The sequence below is a fragment of the Hyunsoonleella pacifica genome (assembly GCF_004310335.1).
Taxonomy (GTDB): domain Bacteria; phylum Bacteroidota; class Bacteroidia; order Flavobacteriales; family Flavobacteriaceae; genus Jejuia; species Jejuia pacifica.
Genome location: NZ_SIRS01000005.1, coordinates 26,331 through 42,710 on the forward strand (window position 1 = coordinate 26,331; position 16,380 = coordinate 42,710).

Below are 16,380 nucleotides of genomic sequence, written 5' to 3' on the forward strand. Positions count from 1 at the left end.
TTCAAAATAAATATGATTGTTATGAAAAAATTATTTAAAACTTTACCGCTTATTGCCCTTCTTATAGTAGCAACCTCTTGCTCCTCTGTTCGTGTATCTACAGATTACGACAGAAAAACTGATTTTAACCAATTTAAAACGTTTGCGTTTTTTAAAACTGGTATTGACAAAGCTGAAATTAATGATATTGACAAACGCCGAATTTTACGCGCCATAGAAGCAGAGCTTTTAGCAAAAGGCTTTACAAAATCTGAAGACCCAGATGTACTTATCAGTATTTTTACTAAATCTAACCAGCGTGTAGACGTTTACAACAACGCTTGGGGCATGGGCGCCTGGGGTTGGGGAGGCTGGGGTCCTTGGGGTGGTTTTGGCCCAGGTTGGGGCTGGGGATGGAATCAACCAGCAGTATCTACCCGTACAGAAGGTGTGCTTTTTGTAGATTTAATTAATGCAAAGAAAAAAGAACTAGTATGGCAAGGTATGGGCACAGGGTTTTTAACAAGAAAATCAGAGAAAAAAGAAGAACGTATAAAAGAGTTTGTGAGCAAAATAATGGAGCAGTATCCTCCTGAGGCTGAACAAAAATAAATTTAAAAAAGCGACTCAATCAGAGTCGCTTTTTTTTTTACATCACAATATCATTTTTCCATTCATAAGGTTTAGGAATATCGGTATCATCAATCAACTGACGAATATCTATTTCTATACCTCTACTCATGTCTGTAATCGGAATATCATTTGGACCACCTTCAAAAGGATTCTCCGTATTCTCTCCTATAGCCTCCATTGTATGAAATACCCATGAAATTAGAGCACTAAACGGGATAGAAAACCAAACAAAATGTTTAGCTATAAACTCTTGCGCTAAATGCCCCCAAGATGTTCGGGATTGATGTGTTGTCAAATCCTCTAAAATATGATCTCCTATAGTTTCAAAACCTTCCATAATTCCAAATGGGAGTAGTATTATAAAAATCCAAACAAAAAGATAATTTAATGTAGCAAACTGCCTTGGATAGGGGAAATTTTTAATACGTTCACATTTTCCCTGCAACGTGTAAAATTCAACCAATAAATTTGCCATTTCCATGTGTCTAAAATCCTCTATTAATCCTTCTTGTTTCAATTCTTTTAAACGTTTAGACTGAATACCTAGTAATTGCGATGCTTGATTGCCTTTTGCAAATATTTCTTTAAATTCTGCTTCAGAAATGTACGGTTTTATGGCTCCTTCAATCGGTTCAACATCTTCACAAACCCTATAATAATTTTCCCTAAACTCTTTATTAGATTTCCTGTTTTTTAAATGCATTTCCCAAGGCTTGTCCTTTCGCAATTGATAGCGAAGTGCAGTTAACCATGCTACATGTCGATGTACCATTTCTCTAATAATTCCTTTTAGTTCAGTATCTGTGCGCTTTACATTTACATGATCGTTATTAATAAAATCCTTTACCATAATAGTCCAAGACCTTGAACTATTAACTATACCTCCCCAAATTTTTCTGGCTTCCCAAAGCCTATCATAAGAGGCATTATTTTTAAAACCTACTATAAATGCTACCGCAGTCGCCAAGGCTCCTAATGGTAACCATGGCACATGCAACCATTTTAAACCAACTACATCAAATAAAACAACAGGGATTAGAGCTAATAAAAGAAATAAAAAAATATGGCGGCGCGTCCATTTTATCACACCTTTAACTGGAAAAATACGTCTGGTATACATTTGTAATCTATATATAATTCTGTATTAAATATATGGAAATCTTTTTAGCTACTTTCATTAGACCCCAAACACATTCTTTGAAGGAAAAGTTAAAAAATCAATATTTTGATGAATAATTCGTATTTTTAATTAACTTTTTTATCTAAACTTTAGAAATGTCGGATATATTTGAATCAAATGAGATACTTAAAAAGCTTCCTAAGCATCTAAAGCAATTTATAAAACCGCAAAACTACGAGGACTATTCAGCAATAGATCAAGCTGTCTGGAGATATGTGATGCGCAAAAACGTAGATTTTTTAAGTAAAGTAGCTCATAATTCCTATTTAAAGGGGTTAAAACAAACAGGAATTTCGATAGATAGTATCCCAAACATGTACGGTATGAACCGTATTCTAAAAGATATTGGTTGGGCAGCTGTGGCTGTAGATGGGTTTATCCCCCCAAATGCATTTATGGAATTTCAAGCTTATAATGTATTAGTTATTGCAAGTGATATTCGCCAATTAGACCATATTGAATATACTCCTGCTCCAGATATCATTCATGAAGGTGCTGGACACGCCCCAATAATTGCAAATCCTGAATATGCAGAATATTTAAGACGATTTGGAGAAATTGGATGTAAAGCTATTTCATCTGCTAAAGATTATGAATTATATGAAGCTGTAAGGCATTTATCCATCATAAAAGAAGCTCATAATTCCTCAGAAAAGGAAATACTTTTAGCTGAAAAAAAAGTAGAGGAATTGCAGAAAAATATGGGAGACCCCAGTGAAATGGCTTTGATAAGAAATTTACATTGGTGGACTGTGGAATATGGATTAATTGGAACGGTTGAGAACCCAAAAATATACGGTGCAGGTTTATTGTCCTCAATTGGAGAAAGCGCTTGGTGTATGACGGATAAAGTAGAAAAACTACCCTACGATATTAATGCTACATTTAAGGATTTTGATATTACTAAACCTCAACCACAACTATATGTTACCCCAGATTTTGCTCATTTAAGTTTAATTCTTGAGGAATTTGCCAATACTATGGCGCTAAGACGTGGTGGTTTATCGGGAGTCCAAAAATTGATAAATTCTAAGGCTTTAGGTACCGTAGAATTGAGTACTGGCATACAAATCTCTGGAATTTTTAACACAGTAGTTAACTATGACAACAAACCAATTTATATCCAAACAACTGATAAAACAGCATTAGCTTACAGAGAAAAAGAGCTAGTAGGTCATGGCACTAAAAAACACAAAGACGGCTTCGGGTCTCCTATTGGGAAACTAAAAGGTATAAATATTGCTATTGAAGATATGAGTCCACGAGATTTAGCTGCTTATGATATTTATGAAGGCCAAACCGTACATCTTGAATTTGAGGGAGGTATAAAAGTCTCTGGAGAGATTATTACTGGAAAGCGTAATCTACAAGGTAAGATTATTTTAATAAGTTTTAAAAATTGCACGGTAACGCATCATGACACTACTTTGTTTAAACCAGAATGGGGTATTTATGATATGGCTGTTGGCAAAGACATTGTTTCAGCTTTTTCAGGACCTGCAGATTTTAATAGTTTTAATTTAATTACCCATATACCATCAACACAAACTATTCATTTAAAAAAGTCAAAAAAACGCATTGCTCTAGAACTTTTATACCAACAAGTTAGAGATTATAGAGAAGGTAAAAACAAAACGATTTCAAGAAACAAAGTCTTAGAAGAACTTATTGAAAATCATCCTAATGACTGGTTATTATCAGTAGAATTATATGAATTATCACAGTTAGATAATGAAGTTACGTTGGGCAGAAAAATAATAAAACACTTAGAAAGTATTAAACAAAACAACCCTAAGTTTGGACATTTAATTGATGATGGCTTAGAGATAATCCTTGATAAACCTCTAGCAACTTAACTACCTAAACCGTTTCAATGTTTTTTTAGTAAAGTCGCTTAACACAAGTCGTCCACTAATTTCGGCACGTTCTGCTAAAAGTGCATCCCAATCTTCAGTGCCTTTCCAAATCACTTTTTTCATTTCGGTTAAAGCCTCTGGATTATAACTTGCCAATTTTTCTGCTAAGGTTTTTACAGCAATATCTAAATCTTCAGTAGTATCAAAAACATCGGCATACAACCCTTTATCTCTGGCAAACTCCCAGGAGAAAAACGTTTCAGCATCAATAGTCATTTGCGACATTGCTACCTTACCAATTTTACGAGACACTGCTGGTTCTATAACAAAGGGACCTATACCTATACTTAATTCACTTAACCTAATAGAAGCATATTTTGTAGCTAAACAGTAATCTGTTGCTGCTGCTAAACCAACACCTCCTCCAACTGTTTTTCCTTGCACCCTACCTATAATTAATTTGGGACATTTTCGAATTGCATTGATTACATTGGCAAATCCAGAAAAAAAAGCTTTCCCTTGTGCTTCATTTTCTATCTCAACTACCTCATTAAAACTTGCACCCGCACAAAATGTTCTATCTCCTCCACTTTTTAAAACTATTACCTTAACCGCATCACTACTTCCTGCTTTTATTATAGTTTCTTCTAATTGAGACAAAATAGTACTGGGCATTGAATTTCTATTAGGATGAAAAAACTCAACATAACCAACATTATTTTCTACAGATAGCGTTACGTAAGGACTCATAACCGTATATTATTTTAGAGGCTGAAGATACCCAAAATTTATGTAATCTACCACAGCAAACTATTAACAAATAATGAAATATTAACTAACTTTACAAAAAGCAAACTACATGGGTTTATTAAGTTTTTTCTTCAAAAGAAACGCACAAAAAGTTAAAGATTTTTTAAAACGAGACGCTATTATTTTAGACGTTAGAACACAACGTGAATGGGAAGAAGGGCACATAAGAAATGCTGTTCATATACCTTTAAGCGACTTAAAAGACCATATAGAAGATATAAAAAAATTAAACAAACCTGTAATTGCCCATTGTAAAAGCGGCGGAAGATCTGCCCGTGCCACTAAACTTTTAAAATTTTACAATGTAGAAGCCATAAACGGGGGTGGGCTTTCAGACTTAAAACTACTTATAAAGTGATGTTCTCTAAATCCTTTTGGTTTATTATAGGTGTGGTATTATATTGTAATGTCCACCCCAATGAGTTTGTTAGAATATAAAATTTAGATAACTCACTTATTAATCTGTTTTTAGCATTAGTCTTAATATCAGAACTCTCAATCTTTTTAGACAAAACTTGTTTTACCGTTTTATTAATATCATTGTAGTCCTTAGCTTCAAAAGGGTTCAAATAATCTGCTTGCACATCGTAATACTCTAAATCTGGATGTATTTTAATTTCTTCTGTTGGAATGTTTGTTATCGTTAACGTTTTAGTAGTTTCGTTTATATCATATTCAATCTTGCTTAAATCGTATGCCACAGTAACCTCTGTATTTACAACAACAAGCGCTTTTTTTTCAGCTGATAGCAAATCTCCAAATACATCTTTAGAATTTTTATAGGTAAATACTTCACTAAAATAACCTTCAGTTACCACCAACTTTCCAACATGGTTTATTTGCTCTTGAATTAAAGATGAACTTTCTTTAAGAAAGATGTCCTCTTTTTTCTTATCTCCACAATATTTGAATGTAAAAAGGATAACGAGTGTTATTACAACACCAAACAAAATTTTTCGCATGCTCTAATTTAGAAATAATTTAAAACATAGAAACTAAAGCCCAAAATTAGGCATAAAAAAACATCAGTTTCCTCCGACTTTGAAGTCTAACTAATGCATATAATGTTACTCTCTCGTAACACTATAAAAGTACATGTATTACTCTTGTTAAATATTACCTAATTGTTAAACAACCTTTAAATTAAATTGTTCTTTTTTGCTTTTTGCACTGCTTCTAGCTTATTATGTACTTGTAATTTTTTATAAATATTTTCAATATGTTTTCTTATGGTACCTGTAGATAAAATTAAATTATCTGCTATGGCATTATAACTTAAGCCTTTACTAAGCTGCTCCAAAACCTCTGTCTCCCTAGTTGTTAATGTAATATCCTCTTTATCCTTTTCATTTTTAATTTGAATAGGGTTACGCAGTAGCTTTAAAGTTTTAAGTGCTATGGAAGGTGTCATTGCCGCTCCTCCATTTAATGTTTCCAAAATACCACTATACAAATCCTTTGGATTTACCTCTTTTAATAAATAGCCATCTGCTCCAGCCTTAATAGCATTAAAAATATGTTCGTCATTATCAAAAACTGTAAGCATAATAATTTTTATGTGCGGGTATTTTTGTTTGATTAGCTCTGTAGCTTCAATACCATTTAAAACTGGCATTTCAATATCCATTAAAATCACATCAATGTTATGATTCTCTTGAAGATGCAATAATGCATCAGCGCCATTTACTGCGGTAATCTTAATATCTATATCATCAAAAAATAATAGCTTTTCTTTTATAGCCGTAATTAAAAAGGTATTATCGTCTACAATTGCGGTCTTTATTTTCATCTTATTTAACATGGCACACCTAATAAAACAGAGGTGCCGTTATGTATTTCGCTTTCAATAACAATACTTGCATTAATATCTTTTGCTCGTTTCCTCATATTGTTTAATCCGTTACCATCACTTACACCATTAACATCAAAACCTTTTCCGTCATCAACAATGTCAATACATAATTGGTTGCTTTCTTTTGAAACTTTAACCGAAATATTTTTGGCATCGGCATATTTAATAGAATTGTGTATCGCTTCTTGAACAATCCTATATATATTCATACCTTTTACTGATGTGAATATAATCTCATCAACAATATTATCACTTAGCAAAAACTGAAATTGGATGACTTCTGAATGTTTATCTGCCTTTTCTACAAAATTACTAATGCGCGTTTGCAAATCCTCTAATGAAATTTCACTTTTATTCATTGCCCAAATAGTATCCCGTAACTCATATATCGTATCTTTTGTAAATGCACTTATACTTACTAGTTTTTTATTTAATTTCTCATTTTTTATATTAAAACCATATTGCAAATTCTCTATGGAAGAAATGATAAAGGTTAACTGCGCACCAATATTATCATGCAAATCTCTAGAAATTCTTAAACGTTGTTCTTGTAGTTTATTTTGGGTTTCAATTTTTATTAAAGCTTCTTTAAGTTCCCCTTCTTTTTTTAGTTGTTCATTTTTTAGTTTTTGCTGTTTAAAAAGGAGATACCCCAGAAGTGATATTACAACAGCCAATAAACCTAAACCTATTAACTGCGTGTTTTTTCTATTTATGTTAAGCTCTTTTTCAGCTATATCAGCACGTTGAGTAAGTATTTCTTTTTCGCGTTCAGCAGTATTATATCTTTCTTGTACTTCTGCTATTTCTTTTGTAACTCTATCACTATATATAGAGTCTTTGAGGCGATTGAATTCGTTGTGGTAATATATAATACTATCAGCATTGACAGTTTTAGAATAATGATTAAACAAATAATTGTAAGCTACATGTTCATGTTTCTTAGATTTTATCTTCTTCGATAATTTCAAGCCTTTGTATAATTTTTCTTTTGCCTTTCTATAATTACTAGTCTTAGTATAAACTTCCCCAATACTCAATAAAGCATTGGCACGTCCAAAATCATCATTAATTTCTTCACTGGCTTGATATGATTTTTGATAAAAAACTTGGGCTTCATTAAACGCTTTTTTATTCTCTTTTATTTTTCCATAATTATAATAAAGGTTAGCTAAAACTCTGCTGTAATTATTGTTTTCAGAGATATCTAAAGCTTTGTCATAATACTTAGAACCCTTAATTGTATCATTTAAGGATAAATATGTATTACCAATATTACTATAAACCTTAGCTAAACCCAATGAGTCTTCAATTGATTTGGATATTTCTAATGTTTGAAAGTGTATTTTTAAGGCATTATCATATTGCTTCATTTCTTCGTATAATGCTGCAATATTACCTTTTGTTAAAAAAACATGTCGTTCACTTTTAATTGCTTTATAAACATCAAGAGCCTTAATATTATATTTTAAACATGAATCCATTTGAAACTTCTTATGATAAGAAAAACCAAGTTTGTTATAAATACTAGCCATTCCAAAAGAATCCTTTAACACTTTTCTTATTTTCAATGATTTATGGTACAAAATAATAGATTCATCATGATTAGACCCGTAAGCATGTATTATCCCCAAATCATTATAGGCCTGAGCCTCTCCAACAATATTTCTAGTATTTTTAGATAATTCTAATGCTAAATTGCCATAATAAAGAGCAGAATCATTTGAAACCCTTCCATAATACCAGCATAAATCACTATAAGTTTTAATTTTTATTGAATCATTAGGTTTTGATTCAATCACTAATTTTAAACTATCTATTATTTTTAAATTATTTTGTGAAGAACAATAAAAACTTAGTATAGTAAGTATGATTGATAGAAATCTATGTTTCATAAAAGCGTGGTTACTTATCAAATATAATATTTTGATTTGAAATTAATTTATTAACAAGCCACAACAAACGTCTAATAATTGAATCATTAAAATATTCTGCAATCTTAACTTTTTCAGAATTTAAATGATATTTGTTTTGTTCTAAATGATGTTTTTCAAAAAGAAAAGCATACACTTCCTCTCCTTTTTTCTGAATTAGACTAAAATCCAAATACACTTTTATGACATAAAAAAGTACTATAAAAACTATCAAAAAAATTATTATACCAAACCAATCAAACACCATAATGACTAAAATTTAATAGAAAATTAAGATGCAAAATGTTACACAAAAAAAACACCAATTACCTGTAACTTTATTGATTACAAGTATTGGTGCTTTTTGGTATGAACTGATTAATAGCATTTTAAATCTAATGATTATTACTTGTTAATCTCGTAAATATTCGATTAAGTGTTTGAAAAAAAGATTAAGCGCAATAATCTGATTATCACGCCCAATCAACAAATCTCAACAACAAGATTTAATTTTTAAGGTCGTAAGCATAAATAGTATTGTTGTTGGCTAAGTAATATAAATAACCTCCAAATTCATCAACTTCGTATGTTGGTTTTTTATCTTTAAGCAAGATCTCTTTTTCTGCACTTCCGGTATCTTTATTAATTTTCACTAAACCTGCACCATCATCTAACTTTGTTAATATAAATTGAGCATTTTCAGTTGCTGCAGTTGCTTTAAAGCGCCTTGCCATTTCATTAAAAGAAGCTGTTCCAATCGCTGCAAACATATCTGCAGTACGCTTCATTTGCGCCCCATACTGATTATACTGCCCCAAGTAATTACGATTTGCTCCCGCCCTTGCACTTGCGTCCATGGCCATCGCTGTTGAAGCTACGGCCGTAGCTGCTAATAACGCTACTGCTAAAGCACTTTTCCCTGGAGAACGAAAATATTCATGAAATTTCTCAGACCCATCAAAATCTAGCATCATTAAATTTTGGTCTGACGATAATAGTAAACCTCCATCTCTAACGTCCATAGCAGCAGGATGCTCTTTCTCTTCAAATTTTAATGTAGCTAAAGTGCTTATATCTCCAGAATTTTCATCGATTGCTATGATTTCCTCACCAGTGCTTATTAAGTATCTAGAATGAGCTTCATCGTAAGTACTGGTTACTGCTTTAGCTTTTTTATACTTAATTGGTTTATTCCAAATAGATGCTCCTGTGTTTAGGTCTATGATATTTGCATCACTATCCGTAATATAAATCATACCTTGTTTAGTTAGCGCCATAGTATGGATATTCTCTCCTGTTCTTAATGGCTTTTTAAATAAAGGATTACCATCATAGGATATCTTATTAATACCTCCCTCCCCAATTCCAAACAAAATACCATCATCCATGATGTAAAAGTGCTGCACATAACCTTTGGTTTTTGGTGCTTTTTCCCACAAATCCTCGCCGGTTGAAGCTGATAAAAAAGAGATGTTACTCTGGGCTTTTGCTGCTGCTAATTTTGCTAATCCTTTTTTACCTGTATCTGCTACATCGCTAACAATAGCCAACCCTTTATCTGTAACCTCAAAATTAGACACCACACCTTTTAATTTTGCACCATCTCCCCACATTTGCGCACCAGATGCACTAATTTTATGAATCACATGGTTTTTGCCTTTGCCTTGTACGGCAAACATAGATTTACCATCTTTATCTGGAATAACATAGGCTACATTTTTTAAATCTACCACCCAGTTCTCTGCCCCGGTATTCATATCTATTCTGTAAACCCCTTTATAAGTTGGTAATATTACGCCTCCATTAATGATACTAGGCTGACCAGTTAATGAGTTTGTCCCCTTGAGTTTAAAAAGCTTTACTTCATTTCCTGTACCCATATCATAAATACCTACGGCCTGAGTATATTTTTCTTTTGCTGTTCTTTGCCCAGAAACTATCAATTTATTTTCTGGCATTAGCAACGTTGGCCTACCTGCTGCCTTCCATCCATTAGCCTTAGTATCAAATAAACGCTTACCAGACACCACATCTATTACGCTTTGCTTTGCAGAAATACCTCCAAAGCCTGCCTGCCCTACCATTACATAGGGTGTGTTCGGTACAATATAAATCTCTTCTTGCTTTACTTTTCCATAATCATCAAAATTAAACACTAAACTTTCCTGCCCTGGTTTAATTCCTGCTAATCCTTTACCATGTGTAATTAACATTACTCCAGAACTGGTTAGTGTCATCTGTTCAATTTTACCTCCTAAATCATAAGTAAAATTAGGAGTTTCGGCTTTTTGTGCGTTTAACATTAGCGTACCGGCTAACAGAAAAACAAATATTTTTAAATTTCTCATTGTTGATGTATTTAATTAAATCATCACATTAGAATGTGATTACTTACTATGTTGTTTGCTTAGATAAATTGAAGGATCCTTCGGTAATACTTTTTACCGATCCATCCCCATTAACATTCTTACCTGAAAAATTAAACGAACCAGTAACATTTGAAGCTGTTTCTTCAGAAATTATAACTTCCCCAACCTTAGTATCATCATATGGTGCTTGCCAAATCTCAGTTGTAGAAGCAGTAGGGTTAGACAAATTAACGTCTGTTTCTGTGTATGAAGCAATATTGGTCACAGCAGCATTTGCTCCTGTTAATTCGTAAGTACCAGGGCCATCATAACCAAAAATAGTTATGGCAAATGCATTACCATCACTGTTAGAGGCTATGATAACTAAATTTTTTAGCCCACTTCCAGCATTTGCAACTGTTGCTGAAGACGATATGTCTAATGATTGGAAATTGGCTCCATCTACTTTTGCAACTAAAGTTCCATTCCCAGCTGTGATAGGCCCGCCATCATTGTCATCGTTATTAGAGCATGATGTAAGTGTTAGTAATACAATTACTAATGCATAAATGTGTTTTAAGTTTCTCATTGTTGATTTTTTTATTGGTTAATAACACAACAAAACTGCAACAATGCGTAAATGAAATCAATACGATGAATTACGTATATTTAAAAATAGATGAACAAATAATAAGACTAAGACTGTTGCGTAAATACGCCTAAAAAGGTCTTATCAAAAAGAAATATGAGGGAATTTAGATATAATTTGAGCTTTTTTCACCTCTAGTTTTTGAAGAAATTTTTGGTGTGCCTCAGAATTTGGATTGAAAGGCTTATGTTGAAGCCCTTTTTGAATGGTTTCAACATGCTCCATAACTTCATAACTTTCTTCTGAAATCCATACCACTTTAAATTTTTCCCAAATATAGTTTACTGCCGTTTGATTTGGATGAATCATATCTTCGTTATAAAAACGGTAATCCCGTAGTTCATCCATCATAATTTCATAAGATGGAAAATAATAAGATTTTTGATTGACGATTAATAATTGATGATTTCTGGTTAATTCTTGACCTATCATTTTATGTATTCCCGCAATTAAATGTGCTTTACTCTGCATATTCTCAACAAAACCATCTTTTATATGTCGTACTGGAGACACTGTAAATAGTATTGACACCTTAGAATTTAGGTTTCGTATTAAAGTTGATATGTTTTGTAATGTGTGACAGATATCATCAACTGTTAATAATTCTTTATTAAACTCCTTTTGTGGTACTTTATGGCAATTAGCAACTATGTTATGTGTTTTAACGAAACGATATACCCAAGCTGTCCCTAAAGTGATAATGACATGCGTTGCGTCTTGAATATTTTTTTTAGTTACTTGTATTTGTGTATTTAAGGTTTGTAAAACATCATTCTTTACACTGCTACTTAATTTAGAATGCGCATCAAAACAGTGCCATAAATCATTATACTGAAACACATCATCCTCCAGAAATATTTTATCTGCAACAGCATGGGACACTAAGTTCTCAATAGCCTTAGGATGGAATAAAATTCCCAAAGGATTATGGTAGGATTGAAATTTGAAATACTCTAATTTATTTCCAATGTTTTCTGAAAAACAAGATCCTAACAATAAAAGTTTGGAGTTGTAATCTATTAGATTATCAGACTGCTTGGATAGTGATATTTTGGTTTGAAGGTTCATTTTCTTCTATCACAAAGGCGCCTTAGTGATACTTTGCGAAATTAACTTATATAGTCTTTTGCTTTACTAAGAGCCTCAGCAATACCAGCAGGATTCTTACCGCCTGCTGTGGCAAAGAATGGTTGTCCGCCACCGCCACCTTGTATGTATTTACCAAGTTCTCGTACCACTTGTCCTGCATTTAAATCTTTGTTAGCTACCAATTCTTTTGAAATATAGCAAGACAAGAGTGCTTTTCCATTTTGCTCAGTTGCCAACAGTAAGAATAAATTATCAAATTGACTTCCCAACTCAAAAGCTACATCCTTTAAACCACCTGCATCTAAATCTAACTTTTTAGCTAAAAACTGTACACCATTTATATCCTCAAGTTCATTCTTAAGTTCTCCCTTAATACTTTTAGCCTTATCTTTTAATAATAGTTCAATTTGCTTTTTTAAACTCGCGTTTTCTTCTTGTAGATTTTGAAGTGCTTTAACAGGCTCTTTTGCATTATTAAGCAAATCTTTCATCTCAAAATATGTTCTATTATTTTCAAAATAAAAGTCTTTTACGGCATCACTTGTAATGGCCTCTATACGTCTAATTCCTGCAGCTACTGCACTTTCAGATACAATTTTAAAATGCCAAATATCGGCAGTGTTACTAACATGTGTTCCTCCGCATAATTCAATAGATTTCCCAAAGCGTATAGAACGTACTGTATCTCCATATTTTTCTCCAAATAAGCTCATTGCTCCATCTGCAATAGCTTCTTCTTTCGGTACATTTCGTTTTTCAATTAATGGCAACTTTCCTTCAATCCTTCGGTTAACAAAATGCTCTACGTCACGCAGTTCTTCAACAGTTAACTTTGAAAAATGCGAAAAATCAAAACGTAAATATTTAGAATGTACGGCACTCCCTTTTTGTTCTACATGCGTTCCTAGAATTTCACGCAGTGCCTGATGTAATAAATGTGTTGCTGTATGATTACATTCGGTTCTATGGCGTTGCTTAGAATCTACTACAGCCTTAAATGTTTCATCTAAATGCTTTGGTAAGTTTTTTGTAAAATGAATAATAACATTATTCTCTTTCTTTGTATCTAAAATATAAACTACATCGCCATGTGTATCTTCCAAATAGCCCTTATCTCCAACCTGACCTCCTCCTTCTGGGTAAAATGGTGTTAAATTAAACACCAACTGGTACATGTCGCCTTCTTTCTTAGAAGACACTTTTCTGTAGCGTGTTAATTTTACATTGGTCTCTAGGGTATCGTAACCTATAAATTCTTCTTCGGCATCATCTACTAAAACCGTCCAATCGTCAGTAGACATTTCACTAGCTGCTCTTGAGCGATTTTTTTGTTTCTGTAATTCAACCTCAAAACATTTTTCGTCCAATTTCAACCCTTTTTCAGAAAGAATTAAAGCTGTTAAGTCTATTGGAAAGCCATAAGTATCATACAACTCAAATGCTTTCTCGCCAGAAACCATATCTCCTTTTGTTTCATCTACAATACGATTTAAAAGCACTAAACCTTGTTCCAGAGTTCTTAAAAACGATTGCTCTTCTTCCTTAATTACATTTTCAATTAATTGTTTTTGTGCCTTAAGCTCAGGAAATGCCTTTCCCATCTGCTTACTCAAAACATCAACTAATCGATATATAAAAGGTTCTTTTTTATCTAAAAATGTGAAACCATAACGCACTGCACGACGTAAAATTCTACGTATCACATAACCTGCCCCTGTATTACTTGGCAACTGCCCATCAGCTATAGAAAAAGCTACAGCTCTAACATGATCGGCAATTACACGTGTAGCAATATCTACTTTGTCTTCTTTACCATATTTTTTATGAGTAATGGTTTCTATTTCTCTAATTATGGGCGTAAATACATCAGTATCATAATTAGATTGTACGCCTTGTAATACCATACACAGGCGCTCAAAGCCCATTCCTGTATCTATATGTTTATTTGGTAAAACTTCTAAAGAACCATTGGCTTTTCGGTTGTACTGCATAAATACCAAATTCCATATTTCAACCACTTGAGGATGATCCATATTTACCAAGTCCTTACCTGAAATTTTAGCCTTTTCTTCCGCAGAGCGGATATCTACATGTATTTCACTACAGGGTCCACAAGGTCCTTGGTCTCCCATTTCCCAGAAATTATCCTTTTTATTGCCTTTTAAAATACAATCTTCAGAGATGTGAGCTTTCCAGAAGTCATAGGCTTCTGTATCCATTTCTGTGCCGTCTTCTTTATCTCCTTCAAAAACTGTAACGTAAAGTATATCTTTATCTATGCCATAAACTTCAGTTAATAATTCCCAAGCCCAAGCAATAGCTTCTTTCTTAAAATAATCTCCAAAACTCCAATTACCCAACATTTCAAAAAGTGTGTGGTGGTAAGTATCATATCCTACTTCTTCTAAATCATTATGCTTTCCAGAAACACGTAAACACTTTTGGGTATCGGCCACTCTATTACTTTTAGGCTCGGCATTTCCTAAAAAGCATTCTTTAAAAGGTGCCATTCCTGAGTTTACAAACATTAGAGTGGGATCATCTTTTAACACCATTGGAGCTGATGATACTATGCTGTGTTTTTTACCTTCAAAAAAACTTAAAAATTTAGACCTAACTTCTTGAGATTTCATCTATGTAATTGCGCTATTTCTCGTCAAATTATAGTATTTGTAAAACAATTTTTATCTTTGGTCGTTTAGCTACTAAATTTAACGTGCTATTATTGTCTTTAATTCGCTGCAAAAATAGCATAATTTAAGTAATGAGTAAGGTAAAATATTATTACGATCCAGAATCGCTTTCCTATCGGAAAATAGAGCGTAGAAAGCGTAACACTTTTAAGTTTATTATGTTATTCTTACTAGCATCTGCTCTTTTTGCTTTTTTGTTTGTATTTATTGCCGGACATTATTTTGAGTCTCCAAACGAAAAAGCATTGAAGCGCGAGCTTACTAACATGGAATTACAGTTTGATTTGCTAAATAAAAAAATGAGTGAAGCCGAAATTGTTTTAGCTAATATTGAAGATAGAGATAACAACATCTATCGCGTTTATTTTGAAGCTAATCCTATACCTGAAGAACAAAGACGTGCTGGTTTTGGTGGTATAAATCGCTATAAAAACTTAGAGGGTTATGATAACTCCACTTTAATTATTGAAACTAGTAAACGCTTAGACATTTTACAAAAACAAATCGTAGTACAATCTAAATCGCTAGATGAAATAGCAATTTTAGCTAAAGAAAAAGAAAAACTTTTAGCAGCTATACCTGCTATTCAACCTGTGAGTAATAAAGATTTAACACGTATGGCTTCGGGTTATGGCATGCGTACCGATCCATTTACTAAAGCGAGAAAAATGCATAAAGGCATGGATTTTACTGCCCCAAGAGGCACTCCTATTTATGCTAGTGGAGATGGGAAAGTTATTAGAGCAGACTCTGGATCTAGTGGATATGGTAAGCACATTCGTATAGATCATGGCTTTGGTTACGTAAGTTTATATGCGCATTTGTACAAATACAATGTACGAAAAAACCAAAAGGTAAAACGAGGAGATTTAATAGGATTTGTTGGTAGTACTGGGCGTTCTGAAGCACCCCATTTACATTATGAAATAAAAAAAGATGGTAAAAACATAAACCCTATAAACTTTTATTACGGTAGTTTAACTCCTGAAGAATTTGCAAAATTACTAGAACACGCTTCTTTAGAAAATCAATCCCTCGACTAATGCATATAGATTTACCCGAAAAACGATATTATGGTATTGGTGAGGTAGCCAAGGCTTTTGGAGTAAATACATCTTTAATTAGATTTTGGGAAAAAGAGTTTGATGTCCTTAAACCCAAAAAGAATGCTAAGGGTAATCGTAAATTTACACCTGAAGACATTAAAAATCTTAAATTTATTTACCACTTGGTAAAGGAACGTGGTTTTACTTTAGAAGGTGCAAAAATTCATTTAAAGGAAGAAAAAAAGCAAGCACTGAGTAACTTTGAAATTGTTAGCAAGCTTGAAGACATAAAAGATCAGTTGATTAAAATTAAAAATCATCTTTAGTTTATC

At 32.8% G+C, this 16,380-nt stretch carries 15 protein-coding genes; 5 read left to right on the plus strand and 10 right to left on the minus strand.

Features of this window, described 5'->3' with window-relative positions; genetic code table 11:
* The first annotated feature begins 21 nt into the window (after positions 1–21).
* Positions 22–591 (plus strand): DUF4136 domain-containing protein, encoded by a 570-nt coding sequence (locus EYD46_RS12080; RefSeq protein ID WP_130937432.1) that lies wholly within the window; start codon positions 22–24, stop codon positions 589–591.
* A gap of 37 nt (positions 592–628) precedes the next feature.
* Here the strand turns inward: EYD46_RS12080 and EYD46_RS12085 are convergent, their stop codons facing one another.
* Positions 629–1,732: a bestrophin family protein gene (locus EYD46_RS12085; protein ID WP_130937433.1), complete on the minus strand. Its 1,104-nt coding sequence runs from the start codon at positions 1,730–1,732 to the stop codon at positions 629–631.
* A gap of 155 nt (positions 1,733–1,887) precedes the next feature.
* Between EYD46_RS12085 and EYD46_RS12090 the strand changes: the two genes are divergently transcribed.
* On the plus strand, positions 1,888–3,648 hold the full coding sequence (locus EYD46_RS12090) for an aromatic amino acid hydroxylase (protein ID WP_130937434.1): 1,761 nt from the start codon (positions 1,888–1,890) through the stop codon (positions 3,646–3,648).
* Here EYD46_RS12090 and EYD46_RS12095 read toward each other — a convergent pair whose 3' ends face one another.
* Positions 3,649–4,398, minus strand: a complete 750-nt coding sequence (locus tag EYD46_RS12095; RefSeq protein ID WP_130937435.1) for an enoyl-CoA hydratase/isomerase family protein — start codon at positions 4,396–4,398, stop codon at positions 3,649–3,651.
* A 109-nt stretch (positions 4,399–4,507) separates the two neighbouring features.
* Here EYD46_RS12095 and EYD46_RS12100 point away from each other — a divergent pair, with 109 nt between their 5' ends.
* Positions 4,508–4,816, plus strand: a complete 309-nt coding sequence (locus tag EYD46_RS12100) for a rhodanese-like domain-containing protein (protein ID WP_130937436.1) — start codon at positions 4,508–4,510, stop codon at positions 4,814–4,816.
* Here the strand turns inward: EYD46_RS12100 and EYD46_RS12105 are convergent.
* The 8 genes from EYD46_RS12105 to alaS form a co-directional block, all read right to left on the minus strand.
* Positions 4,806–5,420 carry a DUF4230 domain-containing protein gene (locus EYD46_RS12105; RefSeq protein ID WP_130937437.1) on the minus strand — a complete coding sequence of 205 codons (615 nt, stop codon included), beginning with the start codon at positions 5,418–5,420 and terminating at the stop codon, positions 4,806–4,808. The two genes, EYD46_RS12100 and EYD46_RS12105, sit on opposite strands and share 11 nt — an antisense overlap.
* 176 nt (positions 5,421–5,596) lie before the next feature.
* The gene (locus EYD46_RS12110) at positions 5,597–6,247 is read right to left on the minus strand and encodes a response regulator (RefSeq protein WP_130937438.1); all 651 of its coding nucleotides are present in this window, start codon (positions 6,245–6,247) and stop codon (positions 5,597–5,599) included.
* 5 nt (positions 6,248–6,252) lie between these two features.
* A complete protein-coding gene (locus EYD46_RS12115) occupies positions 6,253–8,205 on the minus strand; it encodes a tetratricopeptide repeat-containing sensor histidine kinase (protein ID WP_130937439.1) in 1,953 nt (650 codons plus the stop codon).
* A 10-nt stretch (positions 8,206–8,215) separates the two neighbouring features.
* The gene (locus EYD46_RS12120; RefSeq protein ID WP_130937440.1) at positions 8,216–8,416 is read right to left on the minus strand and encodes a hypothetical protein; all 201 of its coding nucleotides are present in this window, start codon (positions 8,414–8,416) and stop codon (positions 8,216–8,218) included.
* Positions 8,417–8,729: 313 nt separating this feature from the next.
* Entirely contained in the window at positions 8,730–10,571 is a 1,842-nt protein-coding gene (locus tag EYD46_RS12125) for an outer membrane protein assembly factor BamB family protein (RefSeq protein WP_130937441.1), read from the minus strand.
* Between the two features lie 46 nt (positions 10,572–10,617).
* On the minus strand, positions 10,618–11,160 hold the full coding sequence (locus EYD46_RS12130) for a DUF6252 family protein (protein ID WP_130937442.1): 543 nt from the start codon (positions 11,158–11,160) through the stop codon (positions 10,618–10,620).
* Between the two features lie 144 nt (positions 11,161–11,304).
* Positions 11,305–12,288, minus strand: a complete 984-nt coding sequence (locus EYD46_RS12135; protein ID WP_130937443.1) for a GSCFA domain-containing protein — start codon at positions 12,286–12,288, stop codon at positions 11,305–11,307.
* Between the two features lie 41 nt (positions 12,289–12,329).
* Positions 12,330–14,942: an alanine--tRNA ligase gene (gene alaS / locus EYD46_RS12140; protein ID WP_130937444.1), complete on the minus strand. Its 2,613-nt coding sequence runs from the start codon at positions 14,940–14,942 to the stop codon at positions 12,330–12,332.
* Positions 14,943–15,073: 131 nt separating this feature from the next.
* On the opposite strand from alaS, the gene EYD46_RS12145 reads away from it, so the two are divergent.
* Both EYD46_RS12145 and EYD46_RS12150 read left to right on the plus strand, forming a co-directional pair.
* Entirely contained in the window at positions 15,074–16,045 is a 972-nt protein-coding gene (locus tag EYD46_RS12145) for a M23 family metallopeptidase (RefSeq protein WP_130937445.1), read from the plus strand.
* Complete coding sequence (locus tag EYD46_RS12150) at positions 16,045–16,374, plus strand: MerR family transcriptional regulator (RefSeq protein WP_130937446.1); 330 nt, start codon at positions 16,045–16,047, stop codon at positions 16,372–16,374. Before EYD46_RS12145 ends, EYD46_RS12150 begins: the two co-directional genes overlap by 1 nt.
* The last annotated feature ends 6 nt before the right edge of the window (positions 16,375–16,380 follow it).

Coding starts and splice junctions, on each gene's coding strand:
- EYD46_RS12080 (WP_130937432.1), top strand. CDS start 22: ATGAAAAAATTATTTAAAACTTTACCGCTTATTGCCCTTCTTATAGTA.
- EYD46_RS12085 (WP_130937433.1), bottom strand. CDS start 1,732: ATGTATACCAGACGTATTTTTCCAGTTAAAGGTGTGATAAAATGGACG.
- EYD46_RS12090 (WP_130937434.1), top strand. CDS start 1,888: ATGTCGGATATATTTGAATCAAATGAGATACTTAAAAAGCTTCCTAAG.
- EYD46_RS12095 (WP_130937435.1), bottom strand. CDS start 4,398: ATGAGTCCTTACGTAACGCTATCTGTAGAAAATAATGTTGGTTATGTT.
- EYD46_RS12100 (WP_130937436.1), top strand. CDS start 4,508: ATGGGTTTATTAAGTTTTTTCTTCAAAAGAAACGCACAAAAAGTTAAA.
- EYD46_RS12105 (WP_130937437.1), bottom strand. CDS start 5,420: ATGCGAAAAATTTTGTTTGGTGTTGTAATAACACTCGTTATCCTTTTT.
- EYD46_RS12110 (WP_130937438.1), bottom strand. CDS start 6,247: ATGAAAATAAAGACCGCAATTGTAGACGATAATACCTTTTTAATTACG.
- EYD46_RS12115 (WP_130937439.1), bottom strand. CDS start 8,205: ATGAAACATAGATTTCTATCAATCATACTTACTATACTAAGTTTTTAT.
- EYD46_RS12125 (WP_130937441.1), bottom strand. CDS start 10,571: ATGAGAAATTTAAAAATATTTGTTTTTCTGTTAGCCGGTACGCTAATG.
- EYD46_RS12130 (WP_130937442.1), bottom strand. CDS start 11,160: ATGAGAAACTTAAAACACATTTATGCATTAGTAATTGTATTACTAACA.
- EYD46_RS12135 (WP_130937443.1), bottom strand. CDS start 12,288: ATGAACCTTCAAACCAAAATATCACTATCCAAGCAGTCTGATAATCTA.
- alaS (WP_130937444.1), bottom strand. CDS start 14,942: ATGAAATCTCAAGAAGTTAGGTCTAAATTTTTAAGTTTTTTTGAAGGT.
- EYD46_RS12145 (WP_130937445.1), top strand. CDS start 15,074: ATGAGTAAGGTAAAATATTATTACGATCCAGAATCGCTTTCCTATCGG.
- EYD46_RS12150 (WP_130937446.1), top strand. CDS start 16,045: ATGCATATAGATTTACCCGAAAAACGATATTATGGTATTGGTGAGGTA.